Source organism: Natronococcus pandeyae, assembly GCF_008122205.1.
GTDB lineage: Archaea > Halobacteriota > Halobacteria > Halobacteriales > Natrialbaceae > Natronococcus > Natronococcus pandeyae.
Map to the genome: position 1 here is coordinate 1 of NZ_PHNJ01000010.1, position 15,966 is coordinate 15,966.

14 protein-coding genes and 1 pseudogene are annotated in these 15,966 nt (G+C 56.1%); 4 read left to right on the forward strand and 11 right to left on the reverse strand.

What is annotated here, in order from left to right; genetic code table 11:
* The first annotated feature begins 94 nt into the window (after positions 1–94).
* Positions 95–400, forward strand: a complete 306-nt coding sequence (locus CV102_RS16785) for a hypothetical protein (RefSeq protein WP_148859167.1) — start codon at positions 95–97, stop codon at positions 398–400.
* Positions 401–450: 50 nt separating this feature from the next.
* On the opposite strand, the gene lrp is transcribed toward CV102_RS16785, so the two are convergent.
* Positions 451–915, reverse strand: a complete 465-nt coding sequence (lrp, locus tag CV102_RS16790; RefSeq protein WP_148859168.1) for an HTH-type transcriptional regulator Lrp — start codon at positions 913–915, stop codon at positions 451–453.
* A gap of 71 nt (positions 916–986) precedes the next feature.
* Here lrp and CV102_RS26085 point away from each other — a divergent pair, with 71 nt between their 5' ends.
* Entirely contained in the window at positions 987–1,142 is a 156-nt protein-coding gene (locus tag CV102_RS26085) for a hypothetical protein (protein ID WP_187433010.1), read from the forward strand.
* A 195-nt stretch (positions 1,143–1,337) separates the two neighbouring features.
* Here CV102_RS26085 and CV102_RS16800 read toward each other — a convergent pair whose 3' ends face one another.
* The 9 genes from CV102_RS16800 to CV102_RS16840 all read right to left on the reverse strand — a co-directional run bounded on the left by CV102_RS16800 (position 1,338) and on the right by CV102_RS16840 (position 12,504).
* Positions 1,338–2,327 carry a hypothetical protein gene (locus tag CV102_RS16800; protein ID WP_148859169.1) on the reverse strand — a complete coding sequence of 330 codons (990 nt, stop codon included), beginning with the start codon at positions 2,325–2,327 and terminating at the stop codon, positions 1,338–1,340.
* A gap of 9 nt (positions 2,328–2,336) precedes the next feature.
* A complete protein-coding gene (locus tag CV102_RS16805; RefSeq protein WP_148859170.1) occupies positions 2,337–2,921 on the reverse strand; it encodes a hypothetical protein in 585 nt (194 codons plus the stop codon).
* Between the two features lie 371 nt (positions 2,922–3,292).
* Positions 3,293–4,768 (reverse strand): carboxypeptidase-like regulatory domain-containing protein, encoded by a 1,476-nt coding sequence (locus CV102_RS16810; RefSeq protein WP_148859171.1) that lies wholly within the window; start codon positions 4,766–4,768, stop codon positions 3,293–3,295.
* Positions 4,762–5,229 (reverse strand): hypothetical protein, encoded by a 468-nt coding sequence (locus tag CV102_RS16815; RefSeq protein ID WP_233710717.1) that lies wholly within the window; start codon positions 5,227–5,229, stop codon positions 4,762–4,764. The genes CV102_RS16810 and CV102_RS16815 overlap by 7 nt, the downstream gene beginning before the upstream one ends.
* A gap of 161 nt (positions 5,230–5,390) precedes the next feature.
* Positions 5,391–6,776: a hypothetical protein gene (locus CV102_RS16820; RefSeq protein ID WP_148859172.1), complete on the reverse strand. Its 1,386-nt coding sequence runs from the start codon at positions 6,774–6,776 to the stop codon at positions 5,391–5,393.
* A gap of 20 nt (positions 6,777–6,796) precedes the next feature.
* On the reverse strand, positions 6,797–7,504 hold the full coding sequence (locus CV102_RS16825; RefSeq protein WP_148859173.1) for a hypothetical protein: 708 nt from the start codon (positions 7,502–7,504) through the stop codon (positions 6,797–6,799).
* The gene (locus CV102_RS16830; RefSeq protein WP_148859174.1) at positions 7,504–7,962 is read right to left on the reverse strand and encodes a DUF4870 domain-containing protein; all 459 of its coding nucleotides are present in this window, start codon (positions 7,960–7,962) and stop codon (positions 7,504–7,506) included. The genes CV102_RS16825 and CV102_RS16830 overlap by 1 nt, the downstream gene beginning before the upstream one ends.
* A gap of 586 nt (positions 7,963–8,548) precedes the next feature.
* Entirely contained in the window at positions 8,549–10,534 is a 1,986-nt protein-coding gene (locus CV102_RS16835) for a response regulator (protein WP_148859175.1), read from the reverse strand.
* 176 nt (positions 10,535–10,710) lie between these two features.
* Positions 10,711–12,504 carry a histidine kinase N-terminal 7TM domain-containing protein gene (locus CV102_RS16840; RefSeq protein ID WP_148859176.1) on the reverse strand — a complete coding sequence of 598 codons (1,794 nt, stop codon included), beginning with the start codon at positions 12,502–12,504 and terminating at the stop codon, positions 10,711–10,713.
* A gap of 216 nt (positions 12,505–12,720) precedes the next feature.
* Here CV102_RS16840 and CV102_RS16845 point away from each other — a divergent pair.
* Positions 12,721–13,167 (forward strand): annotated as a pseudogene (locus CV102_RS16845) (IS6 family transposase); the annotation flags it as partial.
* Positions 13,168–13,307: 140 nt separating this feature from the next.
* On the opposite strand, the gene CV102_RS16850 reads toward CV102_RS16845, so the two are convergent.
* Entirely contained in the window at positions 13,308–14,867 is a 1,560-nt protein-coding gene (locus CV102_RS16850; protein WP_148859178.1) for a PD-(D/E)XK nuclease family protein, read from the reverse strand.
* 99 nt (positions 14,868–14,966) lie between these two features.
* Here CV102_RS16850 and CV102_RS16855 point away from each other — a divergent pair, with 99 nt between their 5' ends.
* A complete protein-coding gene (locus CV102_RS16855) occupies positions 14,967–15,926 on the forward strand; it encodes a PD-(D/E)XK nuclease family protein (RefSeq protein ID WP_148859179.1) in 960 nt (319 codons plus the stop codon).
* Positions 15,927–15,966: the final 40 nt, after the last annotated feature.

The following is a 15,966-nucleotide window of genomic DNA, read 5'->3' on the forward strand; positions in this document are numbered from 1 at the left end:
TGAGAATATTGCGTTCGTCCGCTCGATAAATTCCCGTATTCCCACTTTTTAGGCGATAAGAAGGCTTATACTGGCAGAGTTGGATGGTCAAAGTATGCAAGATGGAAACGAACTGACAAATATCGTCACAATCATTGGCAAAGGAGTTCCAGCGAATTACGAAATCAGTGTTGATGGCGACATTGAAATGGTAGACGCTGATCCACTCGAGAAGACAACAATCGTCTCAGAGCATGCCGTAGAGGGAGCGATTGAAACCGGGGTACAACGATTCCGGTTTTCCGGCCAGATGGCGAACGTGCACCTTGTCGATTGGAACGGGGTCGCCGCGCCAGAGTCATCGAGCACACCGGAAGTCCACATCGATTACGGTGTATCTGGCCGGAAGAATAGCCGCTAGACCGGCAACGCGGTCTCGGTTCACTGAACTTCTGCAATCGCGGTGATGAATCAACTGTTATTGTTGGTTTTGAGTTCGAACTGGTTATTTTCAGCAACGGCGTTGAGAACGATGCTCGTATTTGACTGGTTGATGTTGGGGTCGGTGATCAGAGCTTTAATCTGATCGTTCATGTCATCGGTATCTTTGAATTTCCCGATCGCAATTACATCGTAGTCACCAGTCACCTCGTAGACCGAGGTCATCTGCCGGTGATCTTTCAGTGTCTCCGTGATTTCGGGGAGCGCATTCCCTTCGGCTTTGAGTTGTATCACCGCGGTGACATCGTATCCGGCAGCATCGTAGTTGACTACTGGTGTGTATTCTTTGATTACCCCGTCTTCCTCGAGATCAGAGAGGTGGTTTGAGACGGTCGTAACGGAGACATCGAGTTCTTCAGCGAGACTCCGCAGACTCGCACGTCCATCGCCAAGCAGTTCGTTCACTAAGTCTTCGTCCAAGTTCTCGTAGGCCATTATGCGATGTGATAATCTCCGAGTAGATATCATTTGTGGATGTTCAATTTTATCGTTTCGAATAACCCGCTGTGCGGTCTGATACGGCACTGTCTGGTCAAACCGGTATTGCGAGCGGCGACGACGAGGACGCGATCTTCGCGGCCACTCACGAGGTCTTCTTTGTAGAGAAAGCAAACGAGTTCTCGAAGGAGGAATGCCTCTCGTTCGGTGGGGATCTCAAGTGATTGTTCGGCGCTGCCGTGATCCCGCGCTAAAATTGATTCAGCCGAATCAACGAGCTGGTCAAAGTTCGTCCAAACGAGGCGATCAACTCGACGCTGCAAACGACTGCAGCATAGATCAACAACGGCACCAAGAGCAAGTGTCAGCACGAAATTTCCCCGCGTGTGCAATGGGGTTCGGAGCCCTAGCGGAGCGACTCATATGGGTTCCTCGTTCGGGAGTTCGCTTTCGGCGACCTCTCCAGTCAGGGCGTCGTCTGATTTCTCGGCTTCGGCGTTGGCTACGAGTTCCTCGAACTTCTTCGAACGATTCGCGATGAAGTCCATCGTCTCGCTGTCGGGAGTTGCGTCCCTGGATTCGACGAGGAACGTCGTAATCACGACCGTTTTGACCCACGGTCTGAGCACGCCCAGGTAGACCGTCAACGCAATCCCACCGACGACGACCCAGCCGAGCACCTCGAACGTCGGCGAGAAGCCGCCAAAGACGGCTGCCAGCGGGGTCAACGCCAGTAACATCGCGAACGCAACCGCATACATCCCGAGGACGATGATGAGAGTCGACGCCAACACCGGTTTCCAGGTCTTTCCGTAGAGCACCACCCCGTCACGAGCGGCCCGCCAGTTGTTCTGGTCCTCGTTGAGGAAGACGTGTGCGAGGATTGCCTCGTCGATGTAGGAGGCGGCGAGTGCGATCGCTCTGCGAAGAACCGTGAGGATGTTCCCGAGCGTCGGGACGAAACTCACGAGATTCGACAGCGAAATTACCGTACTATTGAACTGCCTGATGACGGATTTCACCAACTGATCGACGACGAACAGCGCGCTCGCACCTGCGAAGTTCTCCTTGACTTTGTTCGTCCCGAACGCGATCTGATTCGATGGCGTCTCGCCGGTATCGACGATATAGGCAATGACGGCGATGTGGCCGGCAGCGACCAGGTAGAGGACGTATCGTCTCGCGAGTCGCATCACACCGAGGAAGATGAGCGTCGCAATAACCAGTCCAACCCCGGCGATTGGCCCGGAGAGGGTCCCCGCCTCGAGCAGCGTGAGCACCAGCCAGCCGATGACCCCGAAGTAGAGGACCGTGAGTATGCCGAATAGTGCCCCGACAGCGATTCGGAGCGCAACGAACGGCAGCGTCCGAAGGAAGACGCCTGTCGCCTTGACGAAGTGTAATTTCATTGGTTTTGTTTAGCCGCAAGTAATGGCGACCAACGTCTCGCCGTAGTCAGTGCTCTCGATGTCGGAGAGATCCAACTCGATGCCGCCGTACCAGGTTCCGTTCTCTCGGATAACGAACGCCGAACGTCCGTCGGCACCCTCTTCGGGTTTGATCGGCCAGAGACTCCGAGGGACTTCGGCCTCCTCGAACTGGCTGTCTTCGTCGGGATTTGGGACCGTGAGGGTGATTGTGTTTCGAATACCATCGGTATCATCGATCCTGCTCAGTTCAACGCCGAACGCCTCGCCGTCCTCGAACTCAAAAAAGCCTTCCGAGCCGCCCTTTTCGGGGTCGTCGGGATCGGACGAGTCCTCGCTACACTCGACGTCTTCGGTATGATACTCGCCGTCGTTCTCGAAGACGACGGTTGCACTCCCCGGCTCCGGAGCGTCGAGGGTTTCGATCGCGTTTTCCAGTTCCTCGCGGAGATATGGGTCGCCGTCCTCGTCGTCGGTGTCGGTTTCCGAGTCCTCTACTGCCGGGGCCTCGTCGTCCCCTGCGTCATCGCTCGCGTCGTCGCCGTTGTTGTCAGCGACATCACCAGTTCCGTTCACACCGTCGTCTCCGTCCAGACAGCCCGCCATCCCGGCGACTCCTGTAACGCAAAGCAGCTGAAGGAGTGTTCGTCGATCGATTCGATTCGTGCGTTTCGTGGGTCGGTTGGTTTCCATTTCGACGTGTTTCCGTTGATCGTGTCTCGTCCGGTCGGTTGCTCTCATGGGCGGTGTTTTCATCTCACCGGAGAGCCGCCGTCTGTAATGCCGTCGGCCGTTTCCTTTCCCACCGTTGTCGCTAATCGACCGCTCAGCGTCTGCGTCGGTTTCCAGAGAGAAGGTCCTCTCGTAGGTGAGGCTCAAGCCACCTGCACCGACGGGGGTTGGATGGCAGTCTCCGTCCTCCGTGATTCGAACAGCAGAACCCATCGTCACCCTCCACCGAGTACGACGGTTGTCTCGGACGGTCCGACATGCTCGTGGGTGACTTCCGTCCGCTCGTAGTCATCGTGACTCACCTCGATGAAGTAGGTGTCCTCACGGACCGTCTCGGTGAAGACCCCCTCAGCGTCGGTCTCGCCGGTCGCTATCGAATCGTACACCGGGTCGTCGTCCGGTCCGATGAGCCTGACCAGTGCACCCTCGATGGGGTCGGTTTCCGAATCCACGACGGTTACCGTGAGATCCGCCCGTTCCCGGAACGGCTCCAACTCGATGGTGAGTTGGGTATCGCGGGGGATATTGATGACCCACCCTTCCGGTTCGTAGTCGGGGTGCTCCACGTGGATCGTATAGTCGATCTCGTCGAGTGACGCCGTAAAGACGCCGTCGACGTTTGTTTCGCCGCTCGCCCCCTCCCCTTCTTCGACGTAGGCCTGAAGCTCGACTGTGGCACCCTCGATCGGGACCCCGTCTTCGTCGGTCACGGTGACCGTGATCGACGGCTCTCCAGCACCAGCCTCGAGTGTGATCGTTATCTCGTCCGGCCCGTTGTGGATGTATTCCCTCCGGTAGTCTCCGTGATCGGGATGAGCCACTTCGAGCATGTAGACTCGTTCCTCGATCGTCTCGGTGTAGACACCGTCCCCGTCAGTTTCACCCTCGATTATCGGGAGATCGGAAACGTAGGGAATGAGGGAGACTGCTGCACCCTCTATCGGGGTGTCCTCGGCGTCGACGACGGTAATCGATACGGACGATGCATCCGTCGTGTCCGGGTCGCCCACGAGCTTCAGCGGAACCGTCACCTCGCCGGGGCCATCGTGGGTGTACTCTCCCACTCTGAACTCGTAGTCGGGATGTTCGACCTCGATCGTGTACACGTGGTGCTCGAGAACGTCGGTGTAGACGCCATCGACGTCGGTTTCTCCGTGTTCTATCGGATGGTCCGGCGCCTCAACTTCCTCGAGATGGGGAACGAGGGTGAGAGATGCCCCATCGACCGGGTTGTCGGCGTCGTCAATGACTCTGACAGTCAGCTCTGCGGTCTCCGGGTCCGAGCGGTCCTGCCCCGCGTCCTCGGTTTCGTCGGCCTCATCGTCACTCGACTCGTCGTCGATCGTGGGAGCGTCGTCAGTGTCCTGCTCACCAGATTCCGTGTCGCTTGGCTCGTCGTCAGTCGTGGAATCGTCTTCGTTCCCAATGTCATCGGTCTCGTCGTCTTGTTCCTCGCTTACGTCGTTCTGGTCACTGTCATTACTCCCGTCGTCTCGTCTCTCGTTCGAGTCGATATCCTCGCCGTCAGCGTCATCACTCTCGTCATCGTCGCCACTGTCGATCTCCTCGAGAGTGCCTGTACAGCCAGCGACCCCTGCAAGGCCGGCAGTAGCCAGGATACGGAGGGTTCGCCTTCTCGTGGGGCCGGATACTCGGCCTATCGTCGACTTCTCCGCAGTCCGTTTCAACATGAGATGTCCCACTCCACCTCGCCGCCGTCGGGGTCGTGTTCCACGTCGTCGTTCATGTGGCTCGATGGATCGAGGTGGAGCGATCCCGACGTGCCGGTCCCGAGTTCGAACTCGACGGCGTCGACCGTCGTTTCCCCGCCGTATGCCTCGATCTCGCCGATCGTTTCGTCCGAGCCGCCGGTCGGGAAACTCAGATTGACTTCGATGGCGTCCGACTCCTCCGGATCGTACCGCTCGACCCAGAATTCGACCCCCTCGTCGACATCGCGATGGCGAATCTGCTCGTTTTCCGGTGGAAACGTCCTGCTTCCCTCACACGAGGCGTCATCGAAAGTGTAGGTTTCACCTAGAAACCTGATCTCAGCGGTCCCGGCGCTCTCGTCGGTATCGCCGCCGTTGCCGTTCTCACTGTCGCCTTCATCGCCACTACCTAGACAGCCAGCACCTCCAAGGACACCCACACCACCCAGCGTCCGAAGAACCCGACGTCGCTCGGTTCGGGTCGTCCGTCCCGTACCGTGATCGTGTTCTCTCACAGTCGCTTCGCCCGTGATTCGGCCAGTTCCGTCCGTTCCACGATCTGTTCTCTCCCGTTCGCTTTGTCGGTCGTTTTCATGGTCTCTCAGCTCCCGTCTTCGTACCGCTCCGTCCATGCGTCATGACAGCGCGCGCCGAACTCGAACTCCCCTATGGGGGCCTCCTCGACCTCGGGATCGATCCCGGATTCGACGCGTTCGAGTTTGCCGACCGCAGTGATCACGCCCGAGGGATCGACCCGGACGAACGGCTCGTCGGCCTCGGTGACCCCGTCGTCCTCGACGAGTTCGGGCTCACCGTCGGCATAAGCCAGAAACTGATAACTTGCACCGCTATCCTCATTGCCCAGCGCGAACTGGTCGAACTCCTCGACCGTCCGCGACCGATCACTGATTCCGGCGATTCGTCCGATTCCGAGGACTCGTGAGATATAGGCGGATAGCTCCCCACCGTCAGTGTGAAATCCGGAGAAAGACGTGAAATGGCCGTGTTCGGCACGCAACTCGCGTTGTTCGTCCTCGTCCTCGGCGTGAACCTCCCCACCCGGGTTACAGCCTCCCTCGAGTTCGAAACGCTCGCCGTCGACCATGAGCACCGCACGTCCCGGCTCATCGGGGATCTCGACACCATCGTGGGGTTCGGCCCACCCGTCTGCGGGGTCGATATCTAGATCAGCGGGATGGACCGCCTCGTCTTCGTCAGCGAGGGTCTCGTCATCCGTTTCCGCTTCGTCGTCTACGTCGTCCGGTTCACCCACCGATTGGTCGCCGGTCTCATCGCCGTTTGGGTCACCTGGACTACATCGTACCTCGAACTCCACCTCGACTCCATCGGGGTTGGCGTCTTCGGCAAGCTCGTTGTTGGGCTCGAGATGAACCATGCCCGAGGTGTGGTTCGGATCGCCCTCGATGTCGAATTCCACCTCGTCGTATCCAACGTCTGCTTGGTAGTGTTCGGAGTCCTCTTCCATGTCATAGTCATCAGCAAAAAAATCTTCGACCTCCTCGATCTCCTTGTGGACATTTATGTCCGCATAGTCGTCGTAGAAAGAAGTGAAAAGACGTAGCCCCACATCGAGGTCCGGTGTTTCGAACGACGCGTCAAAGTGGTGTACGTCTGAAACCCCTGCCCCACCACACATGACTCTCAATCCATCAGCGGTATGGGTCTCACCCTGAAATGTGATCTCCGCTGTGCTGTCATCTCCGTCGCCGTTACCGGCGTCGTCTCCATCCTCGTCGGAATCATCGGTCTCGCCGAGACATCCGGCAATGCCCATAACCCCTGCAGCGCTCAGTCCCTGCACGACCTGCCGCCGGCTAAACCGCTTTTTGCGTTCAACAACCGAATGGTCCCCACTCGTCGTTCTCCGCTCTACTGGACTCGATTCGGATGCATCCACAGCTCTCGAGCCTGCATTCACCGTTTTTTTAGATCGGTCGGCTTCGATTTTCGTGTCTCGTGGTGGCATTTGTATCATCCCCCCAACTATTACTCATCCGCTCTGTATTCGACTAACTCCATCTCGAGGAGGACATCCCCTGTTTCCTCGTCGTAGTAGGCGACGTATGCTGGAAACGCCAACTCGGGAGCGAGACAGCTCTCGTGGACGACCGTGTCGTCGATCTCGGTGACGGCAACGTAGCACTCGCGTCCGACGTAGGATGCAGTGTCCTCGACTGCGTACCGCAGGCTCCCCTCCTCAGTAGCGAAGCGCCACTCGTAGCCGACGTACACGCCCTCGTTGGCCTCGACGTGGGGTGAGTGAAGCCCGGATCCGATGAAGATCGCTGCAGGAGTCGCCATCAGTTCCGAGAACACCTCGTCTTCGGTGCCGGTCACCGTCCGGGCGAACTCCTCACCGTCCTCGAATGCCAGTTCGGTTTCGACGGTAAGACGGCCATCACCGGCGTCTTCGACGGTCCAGAGAAAAACGCCATCCCCATCCTCGTCGCTCTCGATACGATACTCGTAGTACTCGCCTGCTGTGAACTCGTACAGTCGCCACTCATCGTCGTCCGTCTCCGGCGGGTCGTCGGGAATCTCGATATCGACATCGGTCCGGTCACTGAGCTCGTCACCCGCCCGATCCGTGGCTTCTTCTCTGACCCTGTCCGTGATCGCGTCGGTACTGAGACAGCCGCTTAGCGCGGCGAGTCCGCCGACAGCTACAACGACAGACCGGCGTTGCACTCTCATCAGACCCAGCCCTCTGCTATGTTGCCGACGACGGGTAGCCCGTAGCGCTGGCCTCTGTAGGCCTTGATGAGCAAGACGAGCCAGAGGACGAACCCGATTGGCAGTATCAGCAGCGAGAGCAGAGCCAGTCCAAGCGACATCATCCAGCCGACGACAGGAATCATCTCCAGGAAGATCTGCAGAAACGTAACGCCGAAACTGAACGCAATAAGCCCCCCGAAAACGATCATACTCTGGGCGGCATGAAATCGGACAAACTCGTTGTCGTCCTCGACGAGATAAAATATCAACCCGGTCACGAACCCGAAGAGGTACGCCAGCGCTCCGGCGACGTTTTTGTCAAGCCCGCCGACGATCTCCGAGTCCGTGTCCGCTGGGCCTGTCTCTGGCGCCCCCGTCTCCGTCTGTGATTGTTCGGTAGCCAGTTCCGTGTCGACGTTCGTATCTTCAGTTACCATTGGTGTCTCCTCGATGTGGGGGTGGGACGGTCTTGATCGGTGAGAAGCCGCGTATATACTGTAATATGACGCGAAGTGGGGCTCGCTCGCACCCGTACCGTAGACCGCGAGCTCGAGAAGCCCCCTGCTACCGGGGTCGGTACCGTCCGACTGTCTGCTGGCCCCGATTTCACCGATCGTCGGAAACGGGCCGATGCCCCAGATTCACCGGCACAGGATCGGCGTAGCCGACCCCGTTTTCGCAATCGAGCCAGCGACGCGGTAGTGTACCCAATAGACCGATATCTCGGTGGGTAGCTGACCTCCCGTCGAGTTGATAGCGCGGGTTCCGTCGAGTTACGTCCCTTCCCTCCACGTTTCGTTGCTACCCACTCGGCCCATCTCACTGCCGTCGCGTTCGTGGGTGGGACAGTCATGCTGCATTACATTCTCAATCGTGTACTACCAGAAGCTCTACCACTACATATGACGTCTTTCAGCCTCACGAAATATCGGCGAACGCACACGCGGGCTTCCGAGAATCGTCATATGAAGGTATCCCCAGTTACCTGTGAGAATCGGATACTGCTCCTTCCTGACGGATGATTCACTCGGCGTAGAAGCCATCGAACACTTTCTGCTGGGCGGCACGGAGATGCTGGAGGTAGGTCGAGTGGGAGATATCCAACGTCTCAGCGATCTCGCTTGCAGACCGGCGTCGGGGCTGTTCGAAGTACCCATGACGGTAGGCCGCCTCGAGTGCAGTCGCCTGCTTGTCCGTGAGAGTGCTCGTTTCGGCCTCCAGGAGATCCTCCTGGTCGGTCAGATCGCCCTCGACACAGGACAGTACCGCCACGTGGCCGTACTGCTCTTCGAGCGTCCGGACCAATCCGCTGAGCTTCTTCCGCGACGGTAGTTCAATCCGTAGCACCACTCGATCGGCGGTGATACGTGTGGATCGTACGAAGGCGTTGAACGGGGTAAGGGTAGATTCTGGGGTCGGACAGTCGATCGTGAGATGGAACGACGGCTGGTCCGTAGTATGGATCGAAACGATACGCTGGACGGCCGGATGATCCATAGCTCCGTCGCGGAATCGTTCTGCCGACCCTTTCTCGAGGGAGACAAACTGGGTGAGACTGTCCGTACCCGTAGGATACGTACTGTGGACGACTGCTTCCAGTTCGGAGCCACCGGCTTCGGAATCGTTGGCGATCTTGCCCAGGTAATGTGCCTGCCCAGGGAGTTCCAGCCGGGCCTTAACACCGTGATTCGCGGTCAATGCTTTGCGGGCGTCCATATGATGGATCGCATAGCCAACGGTTGCCGCAAGGTCGGTGAGGAACTCGTGTTCGCCATCATCGATCATCCCTGCCTTTCCTCCGTATGCTGCGAGGAGTCCATAGGTGATCTTCCCGTATTGTATTGGAAGCGCAATAGCCGTTCGAAACCCCCAGTTGAGAGCACGATCTCGCCAGGCGGTCGGAAACAGGTCTGCTATATCAGTAAGCATCTGGGGCTTTCCGGTTCGTGCTGCCCAGGCGCTTGGCTCGCCTTCAGACATCGTTTGGTCGATGCTGAGGTCTACGCCATCGAGATACCCGGGGTCGCCTGCGACGACACGTGGCACCACCAGTGCCTCGGAAATGGTCCCGATCCAGACGAGATCGTATCCCTGCTCGGAGAGGGCGGTCACAACTGTCGTTTCGAGGTCGTCCCGGCTCCGTGCCGTCACCAGTGCGCGCTGGACACGCGTGTTGAGACGCCGTTCCCTGCGGAGTCGGTTCTCCCGGATTCGTTTCTCCGTCACATCTCTGATCGAGAGCATCGTGGCGGCACTTCCTTCGTATGTAATCGTTCGTCCCGTGTATTCGCAGTAATGAACTGTCCCATCAGGGGTCCGCAGCCGAACGTCATGAATTCCATCCGCGAGGGCCCCATGCTCGGCTCCATGGATGGTCTCCTCGAACTGGTCGCGGTCAGCGTCATGAACGAGTGTTGTGACGAATCTCGTCTGGGTGAGGTCGTCAATATGTATTCCGGTAAGTGCAGTAAGCTGCTCGTTGCCGAACACGATCCGCCCCTCGCGAAGAATGAGGATGGCATCTCGACTCTGTTCGGTCACTGTCCGATACCGCTGTTCGCCATCCGCAACCGCCTGCCTCAATAGCCGACGCTCAACGACGTTTCGAATCTTGCAAACCAAGTCAGGTATCTGATCGACTTTCGGATCCTTCGCCAAATAATCGGTGACACCAGCATCGATAGCCTGCGCTGCAACGTCTTCGCTTCCTTCACCAGTCACAAGAATACAGGGAAGCTCAGACCGTTCGCTTCGGATCCGTTCTACGAGTTGAACGCCGTTTACTTCTGGCATTTGATAATCCAACACGAGACAATCGGCCCCTGTTTCGGCGAGGACTGACAAAGCCTCGTTCGCACTCGAGGCGATCTCGACCTGTATTGTCGAGTCGTGGCGCTCCAGTTCCTCGGCTACAAACGCGGCCCACCGCTCGTTGTCGTCGACGAGGAGGACGTCTATCGTCTCGAGTTGTCTCTCTCTCTGGCCGGTATTCGGTGTGGTTTCAGTCATCTAGCCACCCGACCACCCAATAAATCCTGCCTGCCGATTGTCGTCGCCCGCTACAGGAATCTCGAACGGTCATGCGTTTCAATCCCACCCGATATCGATCAATCTTCGGTCCGACTATGTCGGGTGTGATCCGACCAATTCCCTCGTTAGGACACGCGTGGTGTGGTCCAGCCGTACTATGAAGCTGAAGAGTTCTCATGATGCGTCGTTGCAGCCTGCTCGGATTGGTTCATGTGAGTGGTGTCGCCGCGCTGAAATCGGACCGTGACGATCGTTCCAGTCGGCTGGTTTTCCGTGACTGAGAGCTCTGCCCCGTATCCGTCTGCTAACGACCGGACAATATAGAGTCCGTATCCAGACTCCCGATACTCCGTCAGCGGGGTTTCTCCAACGAGTAACCGTTTCGCTCGCTCGGGTAGACCGGGACCGTTATCCGCAATGGATACCGCAATCCAGCCAGTGGTTTCTCTCGTCGAGACGCTCACCGCTGGCATCGAATTGTCGTTGTGAACAATGGCGTTCGTCAACAAGTTGTAAAAAAGCGAGGACAACATCTCGTCGGCTCTTATTGTTACAGTGGGAATCTCCGATTTGGTCTCGATCGTTGCATCGTCAAAGGCAGCTGTCACAGCAGCGATTTCGTTCTCGAGAACCGGTACTAGCTCGATCGGGACTGGCTCGTGTTCGCGTTGCGCGATCGTTTGGAGGATTTCGCCGACCGTCTCGGTGAGGTCGACGACGTGCGTGCAGTTTTGTTCGATCCGTTCCGTCGATTTCGCGAGTTGCTCCTCGATATTGGAGTCCCCATTGTGAGGAGCCGCGATCTCGGAGTCGATTCGACGCAGTAGGCCCAGAACGACATCCATCTCGTTTCTGATATCGTGTCGAACGAGCCGGTTCAGTAACTCTCCCTGTTCAGTTCGCAATTCGAGTGATTGCTCGTAGCGCTTTTGGGCTGTGACGTCACGAAGGACGACCACGCGGCCGACCGTCGCCCCCTGGGACCGAAACGGCTGTGAACGCAGATCGAGAACCCGGGTCCCATCTGCAGTCGTGATCTCGATTGTCTGATCGTCCGCAGTCTCAGCGTTCACCTCTGGAAGAACGGAATCGACTGGGTGGCCGATAGAAGGTGAGGACGACCCGAGAAGCCGACGCACGCTCGCGTTCGTCTGCACGATCCGCTCATCAGCATCGAGGACGAGGATGCCGTCCGGCGAATCCCGTATTGCGGTCGTATATGCGAGCAGTGGCAGATCGAGCAATCGATACCGAAACGTCGCAACCCCGAGGGCAGCAACCGAAATCCCTGCCGTAGCAGGCACGAGATTGACGCCTTCCCGTCCGAATGGAGGGAGACCCAGCACTGTAAGAAAACTCGCTGCCATCGGCGCGATGACTGCAACGGTCATGAGAACAGCCTGCATATAATATGCCTTCCCAGTACGCACCGTTTTGTAGAGCACGATGGCAAGGGTGAGAACGGCCATAAGTGCGGCGTAGACGAAGCTAAGCGCGACGCGTGCAGGTCCACGCTCTGCACGGAAAACTACCAATCCGTTCGTTTCGACAACACGTGTCTCCAGGGTCGCAACGTCGTACGGATTCGTAAACAAGAGTATAATGAAAACGAAAGGAACGACGAACACACCGACCGAGACGGAACGGGTGAGCCAGCGGGTCCGATCGGTGTACGCGAGTGCAAAGAGTACCAGCAGAGGACCGACTGCAGCACTCCCGATGTGGAGTAATCGGTAGCTGTGGAACTTGAGAGTAGGATCAGTGCTGAGTAGTTTGAGCGCGGAGAAGGCAGTCCAAATCGCAATAGCCCCCGTCATCGCCGCAAACGTGAGTAGCGTGGTTGAACGTCCACGGCGTCGAATTTGGGCGATCGTATACACCCCCAAGACCAGCGAAAGTGCCGTCGCGAAGAGAATAGGGTACGCGTACGGGGTGTGTTGCCACGCCATATTCGGTCATTGAGAGATGCCGATATAACAATACCGGCGAATTTGAGTCCATCTCATCATATAGGAGATCGATCAATCGAAAGATCTTGAGCCCGACGAGGCTGCGCAAGAGCTGCTGTTGGAGCGCGATTCCGTTCCAGAACGCGGAGTGGTCAAAGCGTATCTGTGCGAGAAAGCGGGATGCGATGACCTCAGCGCTCCGCTCGAAATCGGTCCTGGGTGCAAAAAGCCGATCTATAGCCAACAACTGGAAACCAACCGGATCACGTTGCGCTCGACGAAACTGTGATCCAACTCCCCGATCAGCGCTATTGGCTGTACGCTGCTGTCGATCCCGATACAAACGAATTCCTCCACGTCAGACTCTATCCAACGCGTACAACCGCACTTACCGAGATGTTTCTACGTAAACTCAAAGAGAAACACGACGTCGAAAACGCCGTGTTTCTCGTTGATTCCGCACCCTGGATCAAAACAGCGCTCCATCATCTACGGCTCCGATTTCAATACGAAAAACACAGAAATCGGAACACTGTCGAACGTCTCTTCCAAGAAATAAAACGACGTACCTCACAGTTTGGAAACTGCTTCAGAAACGCCGATCCAGCAACCGCCGAAACATGGCTCCAGAGCTACGCATACTGCTGGAACCAGCTAATCTGAACAATGCCCACGTGTACCCTGTGCGTAGTCAGTCAGATCGAGAGTCGCCGACTGCATACCAGGGAAGTTTGTGATCCATGATAGTCGTAGCTGTGAACAAATAGGCCTCTCACACCAGAATGGGCCCACTGTATACGGACTCAGAGAGAGATGTCTTCCTCAATCGTCGTTTTGTACAGCCTATCGAGGGACCCGACCAGTTCAGGGTTCGAGACAACACCCTCAGTCATGGCACTGGCCAATGCAGCCAGATATGCCTCGAAGAACCCCTCGTGACCGTCACTTTTGATATCATACTCTCCACGGAGGACGTTTGATTTGTTGTCAGTGACGGTAAAGTTCGTTCCGTCTATCGCTGTCTCGATCTCATCCCGGGCGCCGGCAAACCGATCCGCAAAGCCGTTGTAGAAGTCCTTGTATCCGGATGGTGCATTTCTCACGTAGACGACGAGGGTTCGGTCTCGTACGGCCTCTGTCCGATCCCATTCTAACCGATGCAGAAATCCGATCCTCGCGTTCGGTTTCGTCGCATCCGACACTGGACGGTTCTCGTCTACCTTTCGCCACCACTCGCGTGGGAACATCCACGACCAGTCTGACTTTCCTTGCCGGAACGTCCACTCTCGTTGCTCCCCGTTTTTCATTTCTAGTTCGACGGCAGCGTACTCGTCTGGGACGTCCGGATTTTCAACCAATGTTGCAGTATCGAGCGTCTGTGCTAGTCGTGTTCCCCACGTGTCCTCGAGTGTTGACCACTCCTCCTCAAACGTAGCCTCTAAATTGGTGATAACGTCGTAGTTCTCAACGTACAGTTCGACCATCTCGTGCTGGTTCTCCTGATAGTCCGTCATTGTCAGTTCACTTCTGATCGTGTCGACGAAATCTTTCAATTGTGCGGTCGTCCGCGCTGGATATGCGTCATAGCTCTCTGCGAGAAACGTCTGGAGTTCCGAGGCTATCCACTCCCACGAAACCTGCACGAACTCGTCTGCGGCCGGCGGTGACGCATCTTCTGGAGCCAAATAGATGTAGTGCTGGCCATCCTCAGGAATCTCTGATTTCTCCAGCCCAATGCCGTCGAATGAATCCACGTCAACGTACCCGACAGTCTGATCTCGTCCTTCTGACGCGTGTATCTTCAACTCCCAGCAAATGAACCACTCCTCAGACGCCCACAGCACGATGTCCGGAATTCCTGCTGATGTCGATACCTCCTGTTCGATTTGGATATCCCCGATATCGAACCGAGAAAACGAATATTCTAGCTCGTTTCGATCAGCCAAGGCCAGTAGTAGGTGTTCTAGAACTGCATGACCAAGTCCATGTGCTGCGTCGGGTCTCAAGAAATGTACTAGAAACTGTTGCCAGTCCCGTTCCTGCTCGCTCCGGCCGAGCAACTGTAATGTCGTCGGCGGAGGCTCTTCTGACTCCGGAAGCATCTCAAGTCGCTGGCGCACCTCTGCCAGTCGTCCTTCGATACTTTCTGTCATACGTGTCACTCTCATGGAATAGACATCAAAGTATCCCATTTTTAGAGATGATCTGAGGGCAAGTACATCAGGTCGCTCGATGTAGTCCTGATCGAGCTCTTGCCACTGGCTGCGGAGCTTGTGCTTCAGGAACTCCGACCAATCGTACACGAATACTACGAAATCGAGGACTCGGGAGCGTCGCTTGATGCGATTAACATCAGTGACCACAGCATGAGGACGACGCGTGAGGACTCATCACCTCTCCAATACGTATTTATCAGTCTTGTGTACCGAACATTCATTTGAAAGGACACAAATTAGGAACGCATGCCACTAGATAACCGTTTAATTACAACTTCCGTCCAAGAACGAGATATTGACTTGCTATTCACTCAACTAATTGAAACATCATTGGAATTTCGTCAGTGGTTCTATCGGCAATTTTTCGGTAAGATGGGAATCCAGGATCTATTATCAGTGAGCCAGTCTGTTGATACCGGGAACGGAGAGTCTGATATCGAGATCGGGATTGAAACTGATACAGGCGACAAAGTGCTTCTCCTCGTTGAAAACAAGATCAACGCATCGCTCCAAGATAGACAAGCAGAACGTTACTATGAGCGAGGCACCCGGTACGTCGAAAAAGGTACTTGCGACGTATTTGGCGTCGGACTGATAGCCCCAGCCGGCTATATTGATGATAGAGATCGAGACGCATTCGAGAATGTAGTTACCTACGAGTCGATCATTGAGTACATCGACGATCTATCACATGATGCCGCACCATTCGTGTCGGCGTTTCTCAAACAGGCGATTGAAAAGCAAGCTAATAGCCATGACGGCCATTCCCCGGTCACGAAAAAGATACGACAACGCGTAGAAGAGCGGTCCAACGAGTTTCAAGATCTCGTAGCATATGATATCAGTAATAATCTCGTAAGATTCCGATCGACGCATCCTGAACATCCAGAATCAGTACGGTATGTTATCTGGATTATCGGATCTAGCGACGGTCGAGAAGCGATGGTTCGACTCAGCATTGAAAATGATATTCCCGACTCAGAGATAGAAATGATACAGGATTACGTCACAGAGGAGTTTAGGTCATTGAAAGAATTTGAGGTCAGGAACCACGTCACAATGGATACGGTCCGGGCCTATGTTACGACTGGCCGTGATGCTCCACCGACGAACGACGAATACATCGACGATGTCGTTTCCACATTACGACGGCTTGTTTCCTTCTCGCACCCTCGGTTTGTTGAGTCGGAACAGTTCCCTTCGTGAAGTGCTATTGTAACGACTACAGAAGTGATCCAGCAGTCAA